General features: G+C 65.7%; 18 protein-coding genes. 6 read left to right on the top strand and 12 right to left on the bottom strand.

Annotation, left to right across the window (positions count from 1 at the left end):
• The first annotated feature begins 38 nt into the window (after positions 1-38).
• Positions 39-938 carry a ChbG/HpnK family deacetylase gene (locus tag JL100_RS11485; RefSeq protein WP_202679726.1) on the top strand — a complete coding sequence of 300 codons (900 nt, stop codon included), beginning with the start codon at positions 39-41 and terminating at the stop codon, positions 936-938.
• A 64-nt stretch (positions 939-1,002) separates the two neighbouring features.
• Here the strand turns inward: JL100_RS11485 and JL100_RS11480 are convergent, their stop codons facing one another.
• Positions 1,003-1,668, bottom strand: a complete 666-nt coding sequence (locus JL100_RS11480) for a response regulator (RefSeq protein WP_202679727.1) — start codon at positions 1,666-1,668, stop codon at positions 1,003-1,005.
• Positions 1,669-1,687: 19 nt separating this feature from the next.
• Here JL100_RS11480 and JL100_RS11475 point away from each other — a divergent pair, with 19 nt between their 5' ends.
• Positions 1,688-2,083 carry a hypothetical protein gene (locus JL100_RS11475; protein ID WP_202679728.1) on the top strand — a complete coding sequence of 132 codons (396 nt, stop codon included), beginning with the start codon at positions 1,688-1,690 and terminating at the stop codon, positions 2,081-2,083.
• Positions 2,084-2,601: 518 nt separating this feature from the next.
• Here JL100_RS11475 and JL100_RS11470 read toward each other — a convergent pair.
• From JL100_RS11470 to JL100_RS11450, 5 genes are all read right to left on the bottom strand, one after another.
• Positions 2,602-3,405 (bottom strand): response regulator, encoded by an 804-nt coding sequence (locus JL100_RS11470; RefSeq protein ID WP_202679729.1) that lies wholly within the window; start codon positions 3,403-3,405, stop codon positions 2,602-2,604.
• Positions 3,406-3,552: 147 nt separating this feature from the next.
• Complete coding sequence (locus JL100_RS11465; protein ID WP_202679730.1) at positions 3,553-5,238, bottom strand: AMP-binding protein; 1,686 nt, start codon at positions 5,236-5,238, stop codon at positions 3,553-3,555.
• Positions 5,239-5,302: 64 nt separating this feature from the next.
• Positions 5,303-5,833: a hypothetical protein gene (locus tag JL100_RS11460; RefSeq protein WP_202679731.1), complete on the bottom strand. Its 531-nt coding sequence runs from the start codon at positions 5,831-5,833 to the stop codon at positions 5,303-5,305.
• Between the two features lie 549 nt (positions 5,834-6,382).
• Positions 6,383-6,625, bottom strand: coding sequence for a DUF4170 domain-containing protein (locus tag JL100_RS11455; protein ID WP_202679732.1), 243 nt, complete (start codon positions 6,623-6,625; stop codon positions 6,383-6,385).
• 231 nt (positions 6,626-6,856) lie between these two features.
• Positions 6,857-8,035, bottom strand: coding sequence for a glycosyltransferase family 4 protein (locus tag JL100_RS11450; protein ID WP_228421207.1), 1,179 nt, complete (start codon positions 8,033-8,035; stop codon positions 6,857-6,859).
• Positions 8,036-8,284: 249 nt separating this feature from the next.
• On the opposite strand from JL100_RS11450, the gene JL100_RS11445 reads away from it, so the two are divergent.
• On the top strand, positions 8,285-8,740 hold the full coding sequence (locus JL100_RS11445) for a c-type cytochrome (RefSeq protein WP_202679734.1): 456 nt from the start codon (positions 8,285-8,287) through the stop codon (positions 8,738-8,740).
• 53 nt (positions 8,741-8,793) lie between these two features.
• Here JL100_RS11445 and JL100_RS11440 read toward each other — a convergent pair whose 3' ends face one another.
• Positions 8,794-9,447, bottom strand: coding sequence for a cytochrome b/b6 domain-containing protein (locus JL100_RS11440; RefSeq protein WP_202679735.1), 654 nt, complete (start codon positions 9,445-9,447; stop codon positions 8,794-8,796).
• A gap of 391 nt (positions 9,448-9,838) precedes the next feature.
• On the opposite strand from JL100_RS11440, the gene JL100_RS11435 reads away from it, so the two are divergent.
• Entirely contained in the window at positions 9,839-10,660 is an 822-nt protein-coding gene (locus JL100_RS11435; protein WP_202679736.1) for a PhyR family response regulator anti-anti-sigma factor, read from the top strand.
• 10 nt (positions 10,661-10,670) lie between these two features.
• Here JL100_RS11435 and JL100_RS11430 read toward each other — a convergent pair whose 3' ends face one another.
• The 5 genes from JL100_RS11430 to JL100_RS11410 form a co-directional block, all read right to left on the bottom strand.
• Entirely contained in the window at positions 10,671-11,030 is a 360-nt protein-coding gene (locus JL100_RS11430) for a NifB/NifX family molybdenum-iron cluster-binding protein (protein ID WP_202679737.1), read from the bottom strand.
• A gap of 118 nt (positions 11,031-11,148) precedes the next feature.
• Positions 11,149-13,281 carry a methylmalonyl-CoA mutase gene (scpA, locus tag JL100_RS11425; RefSeq protein WP_202679738.1) on the bottom strand — a complete coding sequence of 711 codons (2,133 nt, stop codon included), beginning with the start codon at positions 13,279-13,281 and terminating at the stop codon, positions 11,149-11,151.
• A gap of 144 nt (positions 13,282-13,425) precedes the next feature.
• Positions 13,426-14,016, bottom strand: a complete 591-nt coding sequence (locus JL100_RS11420; protein ID WP_202679739.1) for a biotin transporter BioY — start codon at positions 14,014-14,016, stop codon at positions 13,426-13,428.
• Between the two features lie 25 nt (positions 14,017-14,041).
• Positions 14,042-16,027 carry an acetyl-CoA carboxylase biotin carboxylase subunit gene (locus JL100_RS11415; protein WP_202679740.1) on the bottom strand — a complete coding sequence of 662 codons (1,986 nt, stop codon included), beginning with the start codon at positions 16,025-16,027 and terminating at the stop codon, positions 14,042-14,044.
• A gap of 13 nt (positions 16,028-16,040) precedes the next feature.
• Positions 16,041-17,573, bottom strand: coding sequence for an acyl-CoA carboxylase subunit beta (locus JL100_RS11410; RefSeq protein WP_202679741.1), 1,533 nt, complete (start codon positions 17,571-17,573; stop codon positions 16,041-16,043).
• A gap of 250 nt (positions 17,574-17,823) precedes the next feature.
• Here JL100_RS11410 and JL100_RS11405 point away from each other — a divergent pair, with 250 nt between their 5' ends.
• Together JL100_RS11405 and JL100_RS11400 are read left to right on the top strand one after the other, a co-directional pair.
• Positions 17,824-19,308: a helix-turn-helix domain-containing protein gene (locus JL100_RS11405; RefSeq protein WP_202679742.1), complete on the top strand. Its 1,485-nt coding sequence runs from the start codon at positions 17,824-17,826 to the stop codon at positions 19,306-19,308.
• A 286-nt stretch (positions 19,309-19,594) separates the two neighbouring features.
• The gene (locus JL100_RS11400; RefSeq protein ID WP_202679743.1) at positions 19,595-21,838 is read left to right on the top strand and encodes an anthranilate synthase; all 2,244 of its coding nucleotides are present in this window, start codon (positions 19,595-19,597) and stop codon (positions 21,836-21,838) included.
• The last annotated feature ends 61 nt before the right edge of the window (positions 21,839-21,899 follow it).

Genomic DNA, 21,899 nt, shown 5'->3' with positions numbered 1-21,899 from the left:
CCGCACGACCCCACCCTCCGTACGGATCAGCCGACACCGTGACCGCCGCTTTTCCCCCTCCGCCGACACGCTCCCCCAAGCCATTCGTACTCTGCGCCGACGATTATGGCTTGTCGCCGGGGGTCAGTTCGGCGATCCGCGACCTGATCGACCGCGAAAGGCTGTCGGCCACCAGCTGCATGACCTCGTCCCCGTTCTGGCGGGATCACGCGACTTGGCTTCTTCCTTATGTCGACCAGATCGACGTGGGACTTCACCTGACGCTGACCGACCAGCAGCCGATCGGTCCCATGCCCCGAACGGCTCCCGGCGGGCGCTTGCCTTCCCTCGGCTCGCTGATGAGGCTGGCCTACAGTCGCCGACTGGACGCGGACGAGGTCGATGAAGAACTGAACCGCCAGATCGACGCCTTCGAGGCCGCACTGGGCCGTCCGCCTGCCTTCATCGACGGGCATCAGCATGTCCACCAGCTTCCAACGATCCGGGAGGCGGTGATCCGGGCACTGTCCGGCCGGCTGAAGGGGAAGTCTCCTACCACGGCCACCCCATATCTAAGATCGTGTCATGACGGCGCTTCTGCTATCTTAACGCGTGGAATAGCTATTCCCAAGTCCTTTTTTGTTTCAATGTTGTCTAGGCGCTTGCACAAACTTGCGCGGAAGCATACGATTGCGACCAACATCAGTTTTCGTGGTGTTTATGATTTTTCCAGACCCGTGCCGTTCGGTGCGATGATGGACCGCTTCGTCGAGGATCTGCCTGAGCCGCAGGCTGGCATCGGGCTGGTAATGTGTCATCCCGGCATTCCGGACGACACCTTGAGAGCGGTCGATCCGGTGGTCGAGCAGCGCCGGGTCGAGTACGACTGGTTGGGCGGGCACGGGTTGCCCGCGTTGCTGAACAAACGGAACCTGTGTCTCAGCAGGTTCCGGAAGTAATCTTCGCCGCTTGGCATTTTGCGGTGACAGTGCCGGATGTTCTTCTGGTTCAAGGGAGTGCCGGTCAGTTGAAGTTGCTGTGATGCAGGGTCCAGACATGGCTCTGCAATGCGGTTCGGACGCGCCTGAACTCATCTTGGATCTGCAGCATTTTCTGGTTGCCTTCCTCTCGAAAGCCCCGTGTCGGCATGTCACGACATCGGGCCAGTAACTTGACGAGGCGGATTGCACCTATGTGGGTGGAACTGCTTCCCAACGAGTCGGCGTGATCCCGGAAGCTGACCACGTCCCCTTCGTTCAATGCCTTGACCATCGCATCGATCAGTTCGGCACCATCGGCAAGGAAAACCGCGATGACGTCCTCCAGAAAACCATTGTCGGGGTCCAGCGACTGGAGCGCGTCGAGCGCATCTTCGTCGATGCAGGGCTCTGCGACGGTGGAGAAGCGGGGATGGGCCGAGATCGACGCTATGACGCCCGTTTCCAAGGCCTCGCGGGCGCTCAGCGATGCCGCACCGAGACGGTCGACCGCCTCCAGTAGCCGGAACTCCTCGACCGGCACCGGCAGCACCTCGTTCATTCCGGCGGCGATGCACCGCTTGCGGGCCGGATCGGTCAGCCCAGGCACCAGCCCGACGATCGGCAGATGCGCGTCCTCCGACCGCATGAACCGATACATGCGGACGAGGTCGAGTGCATTGGGATCTCGCAGCTGCACGTCGAGCAGCATGACATCGAGCCCCCCCCTTGTGCAGCAGGTCGAGGGCGGTATTTCCATCCTCGGCGATGAGCAAGGTGTGTCCTGCGCGTTCAAGCAACCGGCGAAGGCTGCGCAACCCGAACCGGCTATTCTCCGCGAGAAGGATCCGAAACCTCCTTTTCGGCGGACCGATCGTCCGGCCAAGGCCGGAGCCGGCCAGGAAGACCGACTGGGCTGGCAACAGCAGCAACCCCACTCCGACCCCGACGATCAGGAACGGCGTCTCGGACAGAACACCGGTGAAAGCCGCGACCACGGCAAGCCCGGCGACGCCTCCGGCCGAAGCCAGGATCAGGCCGGTGCGGCCGTCACCCAGGCCGCTGGCGAGCGCGATGCCAAGATAACAGAACATCCAGACCTGCATGGGCGGGCCGCCCAGGCATAGAAGTGCGGTCACGCAAACCAGGTCCGCACAGGCTGCGCCGATGCGCCTTTTTCGGCAAGCCTGCCTGCGTCGCAGCAGGTCGAGCAGGATAATCCAGCCGCAAAGCGATCCAGCCTGGAGGACCAGCATCGCCGCTTCCAGCCGTTGGACCTCCGGAACGGGAGAAAGAACCATGACGCCGGCGGCATAGAGCATCATGGCGGTAAGTCCGAGGATGCGCAGGATTGCCAGGACGACCTCGTCCACGCATCGGAACATGATCTCCCGCCACGCATCGCGCAGAGTGCGCCGCCACGCGATCCATCCCGTCCCGACGGGTCCGGCCGTCAGCAGGGCAACCGCAAGAGCCGGCATCAGCAGGGAGTCGACGCCGGAAAGGGCATGAAACGCCAGGGCCGCGGACAAACCCAGTGCGGCGGAGCCGAAGGAAATCAACAGACCACGAACCCGACTTGGCGGAGGTACCGGCAAGTCGAGTTCTCCATCGGGATCGATGGTCTGGTCCGGGATCTGCCCGGTCATGCCTTTTCTCCATCGCCGGTCCGGGCACAGGCGGTCACATCCATCGACACTGTGACGATTCGCACGATGGTGCCGGCCCGGTCACGCACGGGTGTCTTGAGCGTAACCAGGGTGCGGCACACGCCGTCGGGCATCTCGACCTCCTCCTCGAACGGCGTCATCGGTTCGCCTCGGGCGGCCACACGCCGATCCAGCGCCATGGCACGCGTCCCGCCATCACGCGGAAGCAGATCCGCAGGGGATCGCCCGACCGCCCGTTCCGCCGTAACTCCCAGCGCCGCCGCATAGGTACGGTTGACGTACTGGTACCTTCCATCCGGCCCAGTAGCGGAGACCATGGCCGGAACCGTGTCCAGCACTTCTACCAGGTCGCGACAACGAGCCACGGTTGCGCGCACTCCCTGTCCACGGAGCAGCAGGTGCTGGCGTCTCAGCGTCAGCAGCGTCCGTACCCTGGCGCGGAACTCCAGGGGGTCGACCGGTCCCAGCAGAAAATCGTCCGCACCCGCTTCAAGCGCCTGACGGCGCAGCCTGGCGTCATCGAACGCGGTGACGACGACGACCGGCACATGGGTGCGATCCGGCTGGGCCCGGAAGCGGCGGATGAAGGCGGCACCGTCCAGAACCGGCATCTTGAAGTCGGTGATGCAAAGGTCCGGACAGTTGGATGCGGTCCAGTCCAGAGCCTCCACCGGATCGGCAAAGGCGTGGACGATGATGTCAGCGGCCAGCGATCCGGCCAGCTTTGAAAGGATCTTCAAATTGATGCGGCGATCGTCCACGACGACGACGATGGGCATAGGTGCGCAATGGGCTCGGGACGACTCATGGAACTAGCGCGCGACACCTCGTAACCGTCACTGCGGCATCGCTCAGCATGCACCCTACCCAATCATTCTTGACGGGAAGTTACCAATCCATGGACACGTAATGATAATGGAACGAACCTATAGAAGGCAGGTTCTCTCGGCTGCGCGCTCCAGTTCCAGGTCACGCAGCTTGAAACGCTGGATCTTGCCCGTTTCAGTCCGCGGCAGGGCGGTCATGAACTCGACCGCGCGCGGGTATTTGTAGCGGGCGAGATATCTTTTCACGAAGGCCTGGAGTTCCGCTGCCAGTTCGGGGTCGCCCCGCACGCCGTCGGTCGGAACGACGAAAGCCTTGGGGACGGTTCCTCGCCGGTCGTCGGGCGAAGCAACGACTGCGCACTCGCGCACGGCGGGATGCTCCAGCAGCACTTCCTCGACCTCCACGCCGGAAATATTGTACCCGGAGGAAACGATCATGTCGTCGGTGCGCCCCCGGTACCAGAAATAGCCGTCGTCATCGACCAGGAATGCGTCTCCGGGCAGGTTCCAGCCATGCTGCACGTACTCGGCTTGGCGGGGATCGTCCAGGTAGCGACAGCCGACCGGGCCGCGGATCGCCAAGCGGCCCACCCGCCCGGCCGGAAGCGGACGGAAGGCCTCGTCCACGACCATGGCGCGATATCCCGACAGAGGTTTGCCCGTGGCACCGGGGCGAAGCGCATCGGGTGGGTTTGCCATGAAGGTATGCAGCATCTCGGTCGAGCCGATGGTATCGATGATCGGCAGGCCGGTTGCCTCGAACCAGGCATCGAACGTCCGGCGGGGCAATGCCTCGGCTGCCGAGACACAGGCGCGCAGGTTGGGAAATGCCCTGCCGCGCCCCAGGTCGGCCATGGCACGATAGCCGGTCGGAACCGAGAAGATCAGGGAGACGCCGTGGTCGGCCACCGCATCGAGCAGCGCCTCGGGCGTGGCAGTCTCGACCAGGACGCTCGCTGCGCCGAGCCGCAACGGAAACAGGACTGCGGCGCCTAGGCCATAGGTAAAGGCCAGGGAGGACCCGGCGCAGAACACGTCATCGGGTCCGGCATTCAGGATCTCGCGCGGGAGCCCTTCCGTTACGGCCATCAGGTCGCGCTGGAAATGGACGACGGCCTTGGGGTTTCCTGTGGTTCCTGACGTGAATGCGATCAGGCATGCATCGCCGGCGTCGGTCGCGCAGGCCTGGAAGCCGGGGGGCTGCTCCGCCATCCGTTCGGCCAGTTCGCCGAACGGCAACACAATCGGCCTGGAACCCGCTACGGTATCCAGGACGGCCAACTCCGGCAGCAGCCGGTCGTCGCACAGCACCAGGCCGACCTCGGCCTTGGCGCAGATCACGCCGAGTTCGCGGGTGCGTAGCAAAGGCATCGTTGGGACGACGACTCCGCCGGCCTTCGCAACCGCTAGCCAGCAGGCCACCAGCATCGGCGAATTGGGAGCGCGCAGCAGGACGCGGTTGCCGGCAACGAGGCCGAAGGCGCCGGTAAGCAGCGCGGCGATGCGATCGATCCGGTCAGCCAGTTCGGCATAGGTAGTCAGCCGCCCAGACTCAGCTTCGATCAAGCATGGCCGGGAACCGCGCCCCTCGCGCACATGGCGGTCGACCAACTCGACGGTGACGTTGAGCGGACCCTCGAAGCGGTATCGGGGCTGGTCGAAGACCAACTCCGGCCATTGATCTCGAGGCGGCAGCCTATCGCGCACGAACGCATCTACCGGGCCGGCCTCGCCGCGTCCGGCATCGGGAGTAAGGAAAGCGCCGCTACCGCTCGTCAGGGACATGATTGGTCGTACCATGCCGGGATGGCGGCCGGCAACTGGAGCCCGGAGCGCCGATCGCCGCTGGCTATCTGCCCATGTAATCGTCGATTTCCGTCTGCTGCATCACGTGGGTGGTGCCATGGATGATGCCGTTCGCCACCTGCATGATCTTGTGAAGCATCTCGACGGAGGTCGAGCAATCGAAGCGCAGCCGGTCGGAATCGTCGGCGGCGATGGCCGACTCCATTCGGTCGAGCGTGAATAGGATCACCGCATCCATCTGCGCGATCGTCGCTTCGAACGGGGACCGGAACTTGTTCGGGACATGGTCATAGGCCTCGATCGCCAGATCCTTCTCGGAGAAGCCGCTGTCCCGGAAATGCTGCTGGTAAGACTTGGGATGCCAGGCCCGGCAATCCTCGACCATGTCGGGCATGTCCGGAACCATCTCGATCAGCATGACGATCTCGTTGAAATGGTTCAGGTAATCCGTGGCAAGCAGGGTCTTGCCCGAAATGTTGGCGTCGCGAACGCGGTCGCGCCATGCCAGGAAGTCGTGAAGCTCGTGGTCCGGAATGCCCTGGAGAATCTGGGCGTCTATCTCTTCTTCAGACATGGGCAAATCCGGCTCGACAAAGAAATACTGCAAAAGCCCAAAGACACATCAACCTTGACAGGTATACGGCGGCACTAAACCCGGTGAGATCGCAACCATATCCCATGGACATTACCAGAAACCATCGGCAAACCGGTGGGATTTGCTAGCCGAAATGACAGAGAGGTGACAAAAAAGGCCGCCAGCGGACATAGGACCCGCATGGCGGCTTCGCAGTGGCTGGCGGTTCAGGGAGGAATCACACCATTGCACTGGGAACACGCCTTCGCCTGTCAGGTTCCGAAGAATTCTCACGCCTCGAACAATTTCAGGATGAAGGACAGGCCGGACCGCTTGCCTTGCAGAACACGAGCAGACTCAGTGCCCGGCAGGGAAAGAAAGGGTGCGTCGCCAGAAACCTGACAGCCGCACCCTAGGTCGGGAACACTTGCCTCACCCTCAGCTAGGGCGCGTTAACCTTATTTCGCAATCTCTTGCAGTTTGGTTAACGGCACGCCCCTTCCCGGCATTCTTTGCATTCTTGCCGTCGGAGTTGCGCCCGGAAGAGGGTCAGTGGGCGTGTCCGTCCCCATCGCTCGCGGGATCGAGGAACCTGTGCATGTGGACGATGAAATAGCGCATGTGCGCATCATCGATGGTGGCCGCAGCGGCACCGCGCCACGCCTTGTAAGCCTCGGCATAGTTCGGAAAGATGCCGACGATGTGAAGCTTGTTCGGATCTACGAACTCGGTCGAATCAGGGCTGACCAGCTGTCCGCCGAAAACAAGGTGAAGCAGTTGCTTGTTGGGCACCGAAAGCCTCCTTTACTCAGATCGGGAGGGCGGTCCGGTCCAGTGGCCTGCCAGCAGCCATCAATCCGCCGGCAGGACCGCCATGGGGCCCGATGACCGCCTGCTGGCCGCGCTATAGCATGGCTGAACCCGCGATGCCCGACCTATACGAATCCGGCGGCGGCCATACGATGGAGCTGCGGCGAGATGCCGCTGAGGCTGCACTCTCACCGGATAGGGGCGACATCCGCTTCACCCCATGGTCATCGGGCGGGTCCGCTCGATGCAGGGCATGGCGCGCCCTTCGAGTACCGCGTCGAGCCGTGCCAATCCCGCTTCCCAGGAGTGGTATGCCAGGACGCGGGCGCGAGCGGCCCGCCCGACCGCGGTCCCCAGCGGCACATACAGGGCGGCCAGAACGGCCTGGGCGACGTCCGCCGGCTCCGCAGCAAGCCAAAGGTCCTGCTCGATCAGTTCACGGAAGGAGCCGAGTGCGCCAGGCGTCGCGACGACCGGACGCCCCATCGCCATCGCCTCCAGCACTGGACGGGGATTGGGTAGGCTGAAGGGTGCGACAACGACGGCGGCATGGGCGAGCCAGGGGCGCATGTCGCGGACGCCGGTAGCAACGGTGACCCCGGGGCAGGCCGTGGGCGGCGGAAGTCCCGAACCGAGATCCGGTGTCGCCAGGATCAGCCTGCAGTCGGGCGCCACGGCGCGCACACGGGGCAGGACCTCGACGGCGAACCACTTCGCCGCTTCCGCGTCAACCTGACCATCCAGCGCGCCGGCCATCAGGATCGAGCGGCCGCCGTACGGCAGCGGCGGGGCGTAACGGCCGTCGTTGGGCGCAAAGCGGACGGTATCGATGCCGTCGGGAACATGATGGATCCGGCCGGCGACGTCGGGCAACAACTGCCGGAGCTTGGCAACCGCCGGGGCCGAACTCAGAAGGCTGGCATCCCAGGAGGCAAGGCGGTGCTGGTCCAGAAGCAGCATCGCGCGCAGCTCCCGGGTCTGGAGCCAGCGCCATATTCCTTGGGCGGGCCGCCACTGCTCTGGAGCGGGGTCCCCTCCCCAGGGATCGCCTTCGATATCCGAACGGTCAAGGACACGCCGCGCCGGCAAATCCGGCCGCATCAGGGCATAAGGCGCCATGGCGGCACAGAGCGCCAGGACACGGGTTGGACGACGCGCGCTCCAGATCCGCTCGACCCAGATGGACAGCCCGGCATCCCTGCCCGTACGCAAAGGCCGGTTGAACCCGAACAGGCCCGCCGGTCCCGATCCCTTGGCTGCCGGCGGGCAGCCGCGGGCGAAGAAAACGCTGTGGCAGAACTGACGGACAAAGCCTTCCTGCCGCCGATCGATCGAGTCGTCCGCGAAGCAGCCGAGATGGACCCGATAGCGCCCCGAAAGATACCGCAGCATACGCCAGGCGCGTTGCGAGGAACCGGATTGCTCCGGGTGCGGAATGTGGGGAGTGAGAAGCAATAGATCCTGCATCGCGATGGGATAACCCACCGTTCAGGGGCATGGTTCCGGGTCTGGAACGAACACTTTCGAACTGGCGGCACGTTACTCGTACCGGCAGTCCCTGGGCGCAACCTTGACAACCGACCCGCGTCCTTCGACTCTCCCCGCGAAAAACATAATCCCCTATAGCGAGGTATACCAATCATGCGGAAGAGCAGCATTGCCGCCGTTGCGGCCATCGCCGGCGTGCTCCTGGTCGGGACCGGCATCCTGTCCGCCGGCGTCCACGCCGCCGACGATCCGGTGAAGGTCCGCAAGGAGGGCTTCGATGGCAACAAGAAGGCGATGGGAGCCATCAAGAAGATCCTGGAGGATGGCGCTGACCTTAGAGGCGCCGCCGCTCCCGCGCAGTCCCTCGCCTCGTTCGCCAAGCAGGTACCCGGGCTGTTCCCGGCCGGGTCCGACAAGGGCGACACGAAGGCCAAGCCGACGATTTGGACCAGTCCCGCCGATTTCACCGCCAAGGCCCAGGCGTTCGAAACCGAAAGCGCCAAGCTCGTCCAGGTGGTCGCGTCCGGAGACAAGGCGGCGGTGCAGAAGCAGTTCGGAGCCGTCGGCGGCACTTGCAAAGCCTGCCACGACACCTATCGGGCGGAATAGTCCTTCATCCCGGCTGGACCGGCGCCGGGGGAATCCCCTGTGGCGCCGGCCGGTCAGGCGGCCGTCACCAGAGTCACGACCAATGCCGCAGCCATAAAGGCGATCAGGGCGGCCGGCAGAAGGCCTGCTTGGCGGGGTGGTTCCACGGTGATGCCGCCCGGGACGATCTTGCGACCCGTCAGCATGGGCCGGACGAGATTTTCCCCGCGGAGGAGCAGGTAAGCGACGATTACGACGATATGAACCGCGACCATCGCCAGGATCAGGTTGAAAGCCAGACGATGGACAGTGCTGAGCAACTTCACCACGGCACTCCCGGCATGGGCGACCAGCGGCCCATCGACCAGGATGTCGTCGCTGGTGAAAAGGCCGCTTCCCACTTGCACCGCCAGGATCAGGAGAAGCGCCGCGACCATCCATCCGCCCAGCGGATTATGTCCAAGAACAGGGTGGGCGTGCTTGCCGGAGGACCGCAGCTCGCGCAGATGCTCGAATGCCGCAGCCGGCCCCTTCAGGAAATCGCTGAACCGGGCAGACTTGCTGCCGACAAAGCCCCAGGCCACTCGAAACAGCAACAACGTCAGAATGAAATAACCGGTGACGAAATGAATCCGCATCCAGCCGAGTTCCCCGCTTGCCCACGAGACCCCGACCGCGGCTACCAGAAGCCAATGGAATAGCCGCACCGGCAGGTCCCAGACGGCCACGGACCGCTCCGGGGGGCGTTTATCATACTCCTTCATGATGACTCCCTGCGATGATACGATAGATCCATTGATAATGCGGCGCGACCATTTGACGGCCCGCAGTGGCATTTGCCGAACAGTGGGTTATCTATGCGATCATAGAGCAATTCGAAATCTCGCGCGGCAAGAATAGCAGCGGCCAATTGCCTCTGTCGGCAATGCACCGGCGGGCTATATCCCGAAAGACTTAACCTTTCGCGCAGCAGACACCATCATTTGCCGCACTACTCTTTATGCTCGTTCAAACATGAGGCTGGGGACTACACTTGCGCAGTCGGCTTGAATTCGTTCCGCGCGCGGGATAAACAGACATCATCCCTTCAAGGAACGGAAGGGGACCTGCGGAGGATATATGGAAGCGCAAGCCCGGAGACTGATGGCTCAGTTGCCGTACATGCGACGCTACGGGCGCGCGCTCACCGGCTCCACGTCGCGCGGCGACGATCTGGTTACGCGCGCGGTGGAAGCCGCACTTGCCGACCCGGAGCGCTATCATCTGGAAGACGACGCGGAAACGGTGACGCGACGTCGGCTTTACGCGCTGCTCAACAGTCTGTTCGATACCGAACCCGCACTTGCAGAAGCGCCGGAGCCCGGGCATCCGATCGAAGCGGCGCTGAGCAGCCTTCCGGAGCTCGAACGCCGCGTTTTCCTGCTGGTCAGCCTGGAAGAGCTGCCGACGACGCAGGCGGCCGAGGTGATCGGAGAGCCGGTAGAGCAGGTGCGGGAGGCTCTCGGCAGGGCCCAGAACGCCATGCGGGAGCAACTGGTCGCGAACATCCTCATCGTCGAGGACGACGCCATCATCGCCTATGACCTGACCGAGACCGTGCTGGCCATGGGCCATAAGGTCTGTGGCACCGCCGCCACGATGGAGGAGGCGCTGGCGACCGCCGCCGCCAACCAGCCCAGCCTTGCGCTGATGGACCTGCGCTTGGCCCATGGCGGCAGCGGCATCACCACGGCCCAGGCACTTCGGGAGTCGCGGGCCTTGCCGATCATTTTCGTGACGGCGTTCGCCGAGGAGCTCAAGCAGCGCGGTCTCGACTATCTGGGACCGGTCATCAAAAAGCCGTTCACCCGCGAGCAGATCGAGCGGGCGATCACCCAGGCCGTGTTCACGCCGCGCCCTGGCGACGCCAAGCCGACGCTGGCCGGCCGGTCCGTCGGATAGCCGCAACCCTTCAGTGTTCGTGATAACATTTTTCCGGCAGCGGCGCCGGAGCCGGTAGCGTGCCGACGAAGTAGCCCTTTACCGCGACGACCGGGTCCGTCTCCGACGTCAGGACGGCCTCGATGCCCCGGCTAGCGCATTTGCGGATGAACTTCTCCCGGGCATTCCCCGTGATGACGACGGTAACCTCGTCGAGCGGATGCGGACCATCGCCCTCGAAGACATGGAAGATCTGATCCTCCGCAAGGAACAGGTCCTTGACCTTGACCGGTTCCGTTCCCGCTTCGGCCTCGTAGACCAGGAAGCTCCGGCACCGGCCGGCATGAGGGGTGACGGTTTCCAGATCGAGGCTGGTGAGGGCGATGCGCATGCTTGCGAAACTCCTGGTGCGGCGACTGTCGCCCGAACATGCGACGGCCAGCGACCGGGCATCATTGAAATGCCGCAACCGCCGGCCTGGATGTCCATTTGCCGCAGGTGCCCGCTTCCTAACGGAGCATGCCGAGGATCTCGTGGGCCGCCTTCGGAATGTTGGTGCCCGGGCCGTAGATCGCCGCGACGCCGGACTTCAGCAGGAAATCATAGTCCTGCGGCGGAATCACGCCGCCGCAAACCACGATGATATCGTCCGAGCCGGCCTTCTTCAGCTCCTCGATCAGGGAGGGGACCAGGGTCTTGTGGCCCGCGGCCTGGCTGGATACGCCGATGACATGGACGTCGTTCTCGATCGCCTGGCGGGCCGCCTCGTCCGGGGTCTGGAACAGCGGGCCGACATCGACGTCGAAGCCGATGTCGGCGAAGGCGGTGGCGATCACCTTGGCGCCGCGGTCATGGCCGTCCTGGCCCATCTTGACCACCAGCATGCGGGGACGCCGCCCCTCCTCCTCGGCGAAGGCCTTGACCTCCTGCTGGATCGTGGCGAAACCCTCGTCACCCTCGTAGGCGGCGCCATAGACGCCGCTGACTGAGCGGATCACCGCGCGGTGCCGGGTGAAGACGGATTCGAGCGCGTCGGAGATCTCGCCGACGGTCGCCCGCGCGCGGGTCGCCTTGACCGCCAGGTCGAGGAGGTTGCCGCTGCCATCCTTCGCCGCCTGGGTCAGCGCGTCCAGCGAGGCCCGCCATGCCGCCTCGTCGCGGCTGGCGCGGATCCTCTGAAGCCGGGCGACCTGCTGCTCGCGCACCACGGTATTGTCGATATCCAGCACGTCGACCTTCTCGGGATTGGCGACGCGGTACTTGTTGACGCCGACGACCACTTCCTCCGCCCGGTCGATACGGGCCTGGCGCTTGGCGGCGGCCTCCTCGATCTTCAGCTTGGGCATGCCGCTCTCGACCGCGCGGGTCATGCCGCCCAGCCCCTCGACCTCGTCGATCAGGGCCTGGGCGTGGGTCGCCAGCGAGTTGGTCAGCGCCTCGATATAGTAGGAGCCGCCGAGCGGATCGACCACGTGGGGAATTCCGGTCTCCTCCGCGATGATCAGCTGCGTGTTTCGGGCGATGCGGGCGGAGAACGGAGTCGGCAGGCCCAGCGCCTCGTCATAGGCGTTGGTGTGCAGAGACTGGGTTCCGCCCAGCACGGCGGCCATGGCCTCCACCGTGGTGCGGATGATGTTGTTGTAGGGGTCCTGCTCGGTCAGCGACACGCCGGAGGTCTGGCAATGGGTGCGCAGCGCCAGGGAGCGGGCGTCCTTCGGCTCGAAATTCTTCTGCATCAGCCGCGCCCACAGCAGCCGGGCCGCCCGCAGCTTCGCGATCTCCATGAAGAAGTTCATGCCGATGGCGAAGAAGAACGACAGGCGCGGCGCGAACTGGTCGACCTTCAGCCCCTTGGACTTGGCCGCGCGCACATATTCCAGCCCGTCGGCCAGGGTGAAGGCCAGTTCCTGCACGGCGGTCGCCCCGGCTTCCTGCATGTGGTAGCCGCTGATCGAGATCGAGTTGAACCGCGGCATGTTCAGCGCCGTGTACTCGATGATGTCGGCGACGATCCGCATGCTGGGCGCGGGCGGGTAGATGTAGGTGTTGCGGACCATGAACTCCTTGAGGATGTCGTTCTGGATGGTCCCGGCCAGCTTGTCCTGGCTGACGCCCTGCTCTTCCGCCGCGACGATGTAGCCTGCCAGGACCGGCAGCACCGCGCCGTTCATGGTCATGGAGACCGTCATCTTGTCCAGCGGGATGTCGGCGAACAGGATCTTCATGTCCTCGACGCTGTCGATCGCCACCCCGGCCTTGCCGACGTCGCCGACCACGCGCGGATGGTCGCTGTCATAGCCCCGGTGGGTCGCCAGGTCGAAGGCGACCGACAGCCCCATCTGGCCGGCCGCGAGGTTCTGCTTGTAGAACTTGTTGCTCTCTTCCGCGGTGGAGAAGCCGGCATACTGGCGGATCGTCCAGGGCCGGTGGGAGTACATGGTCGCGCGCGGTCCGCGCGTATACGGCGCAAATCCCGGCAGGGTCTCCAGCTCCAGCCCGGCGAGGTCGTCGGCGGTATAGAGCGGCTTGACCGGGATGCCCTCCGGCGTGTCCCAGACCAGCGTGTCGGGCGAGGCGCCGCCGGTGTCCTTGGTGGCGAGCGCGGTCCAGTCGGCCAGCGTCTTCTTGGGGAAATCGACCATGGGACAATCCTCCGGGGCGGCTAAGCGTCTTGTTCGACGGTGTCTTCGGAACGGTATCGTATCAGAACAGGCGACGGGCCATGCGGTCACGTGCCGCAGCATGCAGCAACGCGCCCCCTGGCGGAGGCGCGTTCCCGTGCCCGATCAGCCCCAATTCTGCGACCGGCGGGCGACCACGGTCCAGGCGGCGTGCATCAGCGGGGCGCCCAGGGCGGTCTTCAGAAGCGTCGCGGCGACGAAGGGCGTCAGGCCGACGGCAACGGCCTTGTCCATCCCGAACAGCACGGCGAGCCAGGTGACGCCGGGGATGAACAGCAGGGCGTGGCCGATCGACATGGCCGCTACGGCCTTGAGCGGGCTGCGGTCCCAGCCGCGCTCGGCGAGCCAGCCGATCAGGCCGGCCGCCATGACGAAGCCGATCAGGTAGCCCGCGGTCGGCCCCGTCATGTAGGCGAGCCCGGCTCCGGCGCCGGCGAACACCGGCAGGCCGGCCAGGCCTTGGGCCAGGTAGAGCAGGACGGTCGCCACGGCGAGCCGGCTGCCATAGGCCATGCCCAGCATCATGATGACCAGGCTCTGCAGGGTCATCGGGACCGGCCAGAACGGCACCTGGGCCTTGGCCGACAGGGCCAGCAGGACGCTGCCGGCGAGCGCGAACCCGGCGGCGCGGATCAGGCTTCCGCCGGGTGCCAGCGTGCCGAGCAGTGTCGGGTGGGTCGGGGAATACGACTTCATGTCACTGTCCTTCAGGGGAGCGCGTTCAGGCGAACTCGATGATGATCTGGTCCACGGCGAGGCTGCTGCCCGGAGCCGCGTGGATCTTCGCCACCTTGCCGTCCTGTTCGGCGCGCAGCAGGTTCTCCATCTTCATGGCTTCGACGACCGCCAGCTCCTGGCCGGCCTTGACCTCCTGCCCCACTTCGACCGCGACGCGGGCGAGCAGGCCCGGCATCGGCGACAGCAGGAACTTGGACATGTCGGGCGGCAGCTTGACGGGCATCAGGTCGGCGAGCTGGGCGGCCCGGGGGCTCAGCACCTGTGCCTTCATCTCGGCCCCGGCATGGATCAGCCGGTAGCCGGTGCCGACCCGGTCCAGCTGGATCGACAAGGGCCGGTAGTTGACCGTACCGGTCCACAGCGGCTGGCCGATCTCCCAGTCGGAGCGGACCTCGAACCGCTTGTCGCCGAACAACACGTCGTAGCCGTCGTCCACCGCCTCGACCGTGCAGGGATGGTTGGTCCGCTCGGTCCGCACCACCCAGTCCCGTGCCACCTTGTGGCGAGCTCCCGGCATCTGGCCGCTGATGGTGGCTGCCCGCTCCTCAACCTTGCGCTGGACGGAGGCGGCGACCGCCATCAGCCGCTCGTTGGTGTCGGTATCGAGCGACAGGCCGTGGAAGCCGTCGGGGAACTCCTCGGCGATGAAGTTGGTGGTCAGGCGGCCCTCGACGAACCGCGAATGGTTCATCAGCGCCGACAGGAAGCTGATGTTGTGGGCCACGCCGCGGATCTGGAACTTGTCCAGCGCCTCGCGCATGTGGTGGATCGCGCTGTTGCGGTCGGCGCCCCGGCTGATCAGCTTGGCGATCATCGGATCGTAGAACATGCTGATCTCGCCGCCGTCATAGACGCCGGTATCGACGCGGGTGTGCGCGTCCTCCGCCGGCGGGACGTAGCGGGTCAGCCGGCCGGTTGAGGGCAGGAAACCGCGGGTCGGGTCCTCGGCATAGACGCGGGCCTCGATCGACCAGCCGTTCAACTCGACGTCCTCCTGGCGAAGCTTCAGCTTCTCGCCGGCGGCGACGCGGATCATCTGCTCGACCAGGTCCAGTCCCACGACCAGTTCCGTCACCGGATGCTCGACCTGGAGTCGGGTGTTCATCTCCAGGAAGTAGAAGTTGCGGTTGGCGTCGACGATGAACTCGACCGTTCCGGCCGACTTGTATTCCACCGCCTTGGCCAGCGCCACCGCCTGCTCACCCATCGCCTTGCGGGTCGCCGGGTCGATGAAGGGGCTCGGCGCCTCCTCGATGACCTTCTGGTGGCGGCGCTGGATCGAGCATTCGCGCTCGCCCAGGTACAGGGTGTTGCCGAAGGCGTCGCCCAGCACCTGGATCTCGATGTGGCGCGGTTGCTCGATGTACTTCTCGACGAACACGCGGTCGTCGGCGAAGCTGGAGCGCGCCTCGTTCCGGGCGGAGCGGAAGCCTTCCCGGGCCTGCTCGTCGTTCCAGGCGACGCGCATCCCCTTGCCGCCGCCGCCAGCCGACGCCTTGATCATCACCGGGTAACCGATGTCCTTGGCGATGCGGACCGCGTCGTCCTCATCCGGGATGACGCCCAGGTAACCGGGGACGGTGCTGACGCCGGCCGCGTGGGCCAGCTTCTTCGACTCGATCTTGTCGCCCATCGCCGCGATGGCGCGGACGTCAGGCCCGATGAAGGTGATGCCGTTGGCCTTGAGCGCCTCGCAGAACTCCGCCTTCTCCGACAGGAAGCCGTAGCCGGGATGGACGGCCTGGGCGCCGGTGCGCTTGCACGCCTCGATGATGCGGTCGGCGACCAGATAGCTCTGTGCGGACGGCGCCGGTCCGATCAGGACCTTCTCATCGGCCATCTCGACATGCAGCGCCGCGGCGTCCGCCTCGGAATAGACGGCGACGGTCTTGATGCCCATGCGCCGGGCGGTCTTGATGACGCGGCAGGCGATCTCACCACGGTTGGCGATAAGGATCTTGGAGAACATGGTGGTCGCGCCTTCAGAGCGGGAGGTTGTCGTGCTTCTTCCAGGGATTCTCGAGCTGCTTGTTCTTCAGCATGGCGAGAGCCTTGGACACGCGGCGCCGGGTTCCGTGCGGCATGATCACGTCGTCGACGTAGCCGCGGCTGCCGGCCACGAAGGGGGTCGCGAACTTCTGGCGGTACTCCTCGGTCCGCTGCTCGATCTTCTCCGGGTCGCCGATGTCGGACCGGAAGATGATCTCCACCGCGCCTTTCGGCCCCATGACCGCGATCTCGGCGGTCGGCCAGGCATAGTTGACGTCGCCGCGCAGGTGCTTGGACGCCATGACGTCGTAGGCGCCGCCATAGGCCTTGCGGGTGATCACGGTGACCTTGGGCACCGTCGCCTCGGCGTAGGCGAACAGCAGCTTGGCGCCGTGCTTGATGATGCCGTTGTATTCCTGCGCGGTCCCCGGCAGGAAGCCCGGAACGTCAACGAATGTCACGATCGGGATGTTGAAGGCGTCGCAGAAGCGGACGAAGCGGGCGGCCTTGATCGCGGACTGGATGTCCAGGCAGCCGGCCAGCACCATCGGCTGGTTGGCGACCACGCCGACCGTGCCGCCGTTGATGCGGCCGAAGCCGGTGATGATGTTCTTGGCGTAGTCGGGCTGGATCTCGAAGAAGTCGGCCTCGTCCACGACCTTCAGGATCAGCTCCTTCATGTCGTAGGGCTTGTTCGGATTGGCCGGGACCAGCGTGTCGAGCGAGAAGTCGTCGCGGTTGCCGGGATCGGCGGTCACGCGGACGGGCGGCTTCTCGCGGTTGGACAGGGGCAGGAAGTCGATGAAGCGCCGGGTCTGGAGCAGCGCCTCGACGTCGTTCTCGAACGCCAGGTCGGCCACGCCCGACTTGGCCGTGTGGGTCATGGCGCCGCCCAGTTCCTCCGCCGTGACGACCTCGTGGGTGACGGTCTTCACCACGTCGGGCCCGGTCACGAACATGTAGGAGCTGTCCTTCACCATGAAGATGAAGTCGGTCATGGCCGGGGAGTACACGGCGCCGCCGGCGCACGGACCCATGATCAGGGAGATCTGCGGCACGACGCCCGAGGCCATGACGTTGCGCTGGAACACCTCGGCGTAGCCGCCCAGCGACGCGACGCCCTCCTGGATGCGGGCGCCGCCGCTATCGTTCAGCCCGATCACGGGCGCGCCGACCTTGAGCGCCTGGTCCATCACCTTGCAGATCTTCTCGGCATGGGCTTCGGACAGCGAGCCGCCGAACACGGTGAAGTCCTGCGAGAACACGAACACCAGCCGGCCGTTGACGGTGCCGTGGCCGGTGACGACGCCGTCGCCCGGCACCTTCTGCTCCTGCATGCCGAAATCGGCGCAGCGGTGTTCGACGAACATGTCCCATTCCTCGAACGAGCCCTCGTCGAGCAACAGTTCGATCCGCTCGCGGGCGGTCAGCTTGCCTTTGGCATGCTGGCCTTCGACGCGCCGTTCACCGCCGCCGGCCCGCGCCGCGGCGCGCATCTGTTCGAGCTTCGCAAGGACTTCCTGCATGATCCGTCGTTTCCCCCGTTCAATCCACGCCCGCGCGCCCCGGGTCGGTGCCCTGCACAACCGCGCTCCAAGCGATGGCAACCCATGCGCCTGAGCCCCGCCTTCGGCACCCGAGAGCAGCAGCGCACCTTATTTGCATCCTTGGCAGGGTTGCAATGATTGTCCCGTAACAAAAGAGCGAACTTGCAAAAAGCTTCGCCGAAAGGGATGATAAGACTGCGAAGTTTGCGAATTTTCGGCGTATATTAGTATGCAAAAGAAGCTTTTTCTCGGATACAAGCTGCGCCGTTTGCGCGAACAGCGCGGATTGACGCAGGCAGCACTTGCGAAACTGCTGGAACTGTCGCCGAGCTATCTGAACCAGATCGAGAACAATCAGCGCCCGCTGACGCTGCCCGTTCTGCTGCGAATCGGGACCATTTTCGAGATCGATCTCGCGACATTCGTGGAGGACGAGGAGGCCCGGCTGGTTTCCGACCTGCGGGAGGCGCTCGCCGACCCGCTGTTCGCCGGCGGGCCGATCGGCATGTCGGAGCTGCGCAACGCCGCTGCCGCCTCGCCGGAGCTGGCGCGGCGTTCACTGGTTCTGCACCAGGCCTACCAGAAGCTCCAGGAGCGGGTCCAATCGCTGGCCGAGACCCTGTCGAGCCACGAGCGCGGTCAGGCGCTGGCCGGGCCGCAGTTCCCGTACGAAGAGGTGCGGGACTATTTCCATTATTCCAACAATTATGTCGGCCCCCTGGACGAGGCCGCGGAGAAGCTGTCGGAGCAGGAGGGCTTCCGCCCGGCCGACATGCAGACCGACCTGATGAACCACCTGAAGGCCCGCCACGACGTGCGGATCAGGATCGTCGCCGACCATGACGGCGAGACGGCGATGCGGCGCTACGACTCGGCGAGCGGCACGCTGTTCCTGTCGGCCCTGCTGAGCGGGCCGAGCCGGGCCTTCCATCTGGCGCACCAGATCGCGCTTCTGGGCCAGAGCGAGACGATCGAACAGCTGATCGCCGAGGCGAACTTCACCACGGAGGACGCCAAGTCGATCTGCCGCGTCGGGCTTGCGAACTATTTCGCCGGCGCGCTCGTGATGCCCTACCGCGCGTTCGCCGCGCAGGCCAGGGCCGTCCGCCACGACATAGAGCAGCTCCAGAGCCGCTTCGCGGTCAGCTTCGAGCAGGTCTGCCACCGGCTCAGCACGCTCCAGCGGCCGGGAGCCCGCGGCGTGCCGTTCTATTTCGTCCGGGTGGACATGGCAGGCAACATCACCAAGCGGCACAGCGCCACGCGGTTCCACTTCGCGCGGTTCGGCGGCGCCTGCCCGCTGTGGAACGTCCATGAGGCCTTCGCCCAGCCGGGCAAGATCCTGGTCCAGCTCGCCCGCATGCCGGACAACGTCGCCTATATCTGCGTCGCCCGCAGCGTAACGAAACGGGCCGGGGCCTACCTGAAGCCGAGCCGCCAGTTCGCCATCGGCCTGGGCTGCGAGGCGGCCTACGCGTCCGAGGTCGTCTACTCGGCCGGGCTGGATATCAGCAACGCCGACGCCGCCGTCCCGATCGGGGTGAGTTGCAGGATCTGCGAGCGCGAGGACTGCCAGCAGCGGGCCTTCCCGCCGATCGGCAGCCACCTGACGGTGAACGAGCATCACCGCAGCTTCGTCCCCTACCTGTTCACCCAGGCAGGCGAGGGCGAAGCGGGAGCGGTCACGGGAACGGCGGTCGAGGGTGTGGGATGACCGGCCGGCTCGTCGGGCGGCGGCAGCGTCGGAATGGCGCTTGACCGTTCCCGGACGCCATGTCACCGTCGTCGGCATGAACAGCTTCGTCGTCACAGCAGCGCAGCGTTGGTGGTGGCCCGTGTAACCGGGCGGCCAACCCTCATGCATTGACGATCACTGTGATCGACATCGAGGCCGCCACGGGTTCCGGGCGGCCTTCGTCTTTTCAGCGAGAGGACGTGGTAGTTCCGTTCGGTCTCCGTCGCGGCACCTGGAATCGCGAGCCCCGAAGGAAACCACGACCATGGCAGAGCTTCCCAAGTCCCTCACCTATCGCACGCGCGGCGGCATCCAGGTCGAGCGCCGGCTGATCCCGCAGCCCTACGACGGCGCCGTCGAACCTCTGGTGGACGCGCTGGAGCGGCGGCGCGGCGTGCTGCTGTCGTCCAGCTTCGACTATCCCGGCCGCTATACCCGGTGGGACCTGGGGTTCGTCGACCCGCCGGTGATGCTGACCGCCCGCGACCGCGACGTCCGGATCGAGGCGTTGAACCCGCGCGGCCGGGTGCTGCTCCGCGCCATCTGCGAGGCGCTGGCGGACCTGCAAGCCCTGGAACGGCTGGAAACTGCACCCGGCCTGATCCAGTGCCGGGTACGGGAGGCGACGCCGGGCTTCACCGAGGAGGAACGCAGCCGGCAACCCTCCGTCTTCTCGGTGCTGCGGGCGGTGTCCGGCCTGTTCGAGTCGGCAGAGGACCGCAGGCTCGGCCTGTACGGCGCCTTCGGGTATGATCTGGCTTTCCAATTCGAGCCGATCCGGCGTCGGCTGGAGCGGGCCTGCGACCAGCGCGACATGGTGCTGTACCTGCCGGACGAGGTGCTGGTGGTCGACCATGTCACGGCCACCGCGACGATCCACCATTACGAGTTCGCCGCGGCGGGCGAGCGGACCCACGGGCTGGCCCGGACGACCGCCCCCTGCCCTTACGACGCCACGCCGCCGGCCGGTGCCTCCGGACTGCCGTCATGCGACCACGGGCCGGGCGGCTATGCCGCTGCGGTGGAGCGGGCGCGCCAAGCCTTCAAGCGGGGCGACCTGTTCGAGACGGTGCTGAGCCAGGTCTTCGCGGAGCCCTCGCCCAGCGGTCCGGCCACCCTGTTCCGCCGGCTGCGCCGGGCCAACCCGTCGCCCTACGGCGCGCTGATCAACCTGGGCGACGGCGAGTTCCTGGTGGCGGCGTCGCCGGAAATGTATGTCCGCGTCGAGGGACGCCGGATCGAGACCTGCCCGATCTCCGGCACCATCGCGCGGGGCGCCGATCCGATCGGCGACGCCGCGCAGATCCTGACCCTGCTGAATTCCGCCAAGGACGCGGCCGAACTGACCATGTGCACCGACGTGGACCGCAACGACAAGTCGCGGATCTGCGAGCCCGGCTCGGTGCGGGTGATCGGCCGCCGCCAGGTCGAGCTGTACTCCAGGCTGATCCATACCGTGGACCATGTGGAGGGAACGCTGCGCGAGGGATTCGACGCGCTCGACGGTTTCCTTAGCCATGCCTGGGCGGTCACGGTGACCGGCGCGCCGAAGCGGCGGGCCATGCAGTTCGTCGAGGACAACGAGAACTCTCCCCGCCGCTGGTACGGGGGCGCGATCGGCTGCCTGACCTTCGACGGCGGCATGAACACCGGGCTGACGCTACGCACGATCCGTCTCCATCGCGGGATCGCCGAGGTCAGGGTCGGCGCCACGCTGCTTTACGACAGCGATCCGCAGGCAGAGGACGCCGAATGCCGGCTGAAGGGCTCGGCCCTGTTCGATGCCATCCGGCGGCCGGCCGGCAACGGAGTGCCCGCAGGCGCACCGGCGGTGCGGCCGGGTGCCGGAAAGCGGATCCTGCTCGTGGACCATGAGGACAGCTTCGTCCATACCCTGGGCAACTATTTCCGGCAGACCGGTGCCGAGGTGACGACCTTGCGCGCCGACGCCGCGCGGGCCGGCATGGCCGCATGCCGGCCCGACCTGCTGGTGCTGTCGCCCGGCCCCGGCAGGCCTGTGGACTTCGATGTCTCCGCGACCCTCGGCAAGGCGTTGGACCTGGGCGTGCCGGTGTTCGGCGTCTGCCTCGGCCTGCAGGGAATGGTAGAGCATTTCGGCGGACGGCTGGGCGTGCTGGAGGAGCCGATGCACGGCAAGCCGTCGCGCGTGCGGGTGACCGGCGGGCGGCTGTTCACGGGAATGCCCGCAGGATTCGGCGTCGGCCGGTACCATTCCCTGTACGCCGACCGGGCCTCCCTCCCCGCGGAACTTGAGGTGACCGCGGTCACCGAGGACGGCGTCGTCATGGCGATCGAGCACCGGCGCCTTCCCCTCGCCGCCGTCCAGTTCCACCCGGAGTCGATCCTGTCGGTCGAGGACGACGTGGGGCTGCGACTGATCCGCGCGGTGGTCGAAGGCATATCCGCAGACGGGCAACACCTGGCCGAAAATTCGGCCGATCGGCCTACCTCTTCTGGACTAGCAGAAACATTGGCCTGTACAGTCTGACGGAGCACCGCGGCGGCGGGACCGTCCCCGCCATCCGTTCCACATCCCGAAGGATCGGCCC

It is taken from the genome of Skermanella mucosa (genome assembly GCF_016765655.2).
Taxonomy (GTDB): Bacteria; Pseudomonadota; Alphaproteobacteria; order Azospirillales; family Azospirillaceae; genus Skermanella; species Skermanella mucosa.
Note: the sequence above shows the minus strand (reverse complement) of the source record. Positions and strands in the feature narration are given on the sequence as shown.

Bases quoted from the DNA above. Each gene is read 5' to 3' on its own strand.
- JL100_RS11480 (WP_202679727.1), bottom strand. From the start codon at position 1,668: ATGCTGCTCGACGTGCAGCTGCGAGATCCCAATGCACTCGACCTCGTC.
- JL100_RS11470 (WP_202679729.1), bottom strand. From the start codon at position 3,405: ATGCCCATCGTCGTCGTCGTGGACGATCGCCGCATCAATTTGAAGATC.
- JL100_RS11465 (WP_202679730.1), bottom strand. From the start codon at position 5,238: ATGTCCCTGACGAGCGGTAGCGGCGCTTTCCTTACTCCCGATGCCGGA.
- JL100_RS11460 (WP_202679731.1), bottom strand. From the start codon at position 5,833: ATGTCTGAAGAAGAGATAGACGCCCAGATTCTCCAGGGCATTCCGGAC.
- JL100_RS11450 (WP_228421207.1), bottom strand. From the start codon at position 8,035: ATGCTGCGGTATCTTTCGGGGCGCTATCGGGTCCATCTCGGCTGCTTC.
- JL100_RS11445 (WP_202679734.1), top strand. From the start codon at position 8,285: ATGCGGAAGAGCAGCATTGCCGCCGTTGCGGCCATCGCCGGCGTGCTC.
- JL100_RS11435 (WP_202679736.1), top strand. From the start codon at position 9,839: ATGGAAGCGCAAGCCCGGAGACTGATGGCTCAGTTGCCGTACATGCGA.
- JL100_RS11430 (WP_202679737.1), bottom strand. From the start codon at position 11,030: ATGCGCATCGCCCTCACCAGCCTCGATCTGGAAACCGTCACCCCTCAT.
- scpA (WP_202679738.1), bottom strand. From the start codon at position 13,281: ATGGTCGATTTCCCCAAGAAGACGCTGGCCGACTGGACCGCGCTCGCC.
- JL100_RS11420 (WP_202679739.1), bottom strand. From the start codon at position 14,016: ATGAAGTCGTATTCCCCGACCCACCCGACACTGCTCGGCACGCTGGCA.
- JL100_RS11415 (WP_202679740.1), bottom strand. From the start codon at position 16,027: ATGTTCTCCAAGATCCTTATCGCCAACCGTGGTGAGATCGCCTGCCGC.
- JL100_RS11410 (WP_202679741.1), bottom strand. From the start codon at position 17,573: ATGCAGGAAGTCCTTGCGAAGCTCGAACAGATGCGCGCCGCGGCGCGG.
- JL100_RS11405 (WP_202679742.1), top strand. From the start codon at position 17,824: ATGCAAAAGAAGCTTTTTCTCGGATACAAGCTGCGCCGTTTGCGCGAA.
- JL100_RS11400 (WP_202679743.1), top strand. From the start codon at position 19,595: ATGGCAGAGCTTCCCAAGTCCCTCACCTATCGCACGCGCGGCGGCATC.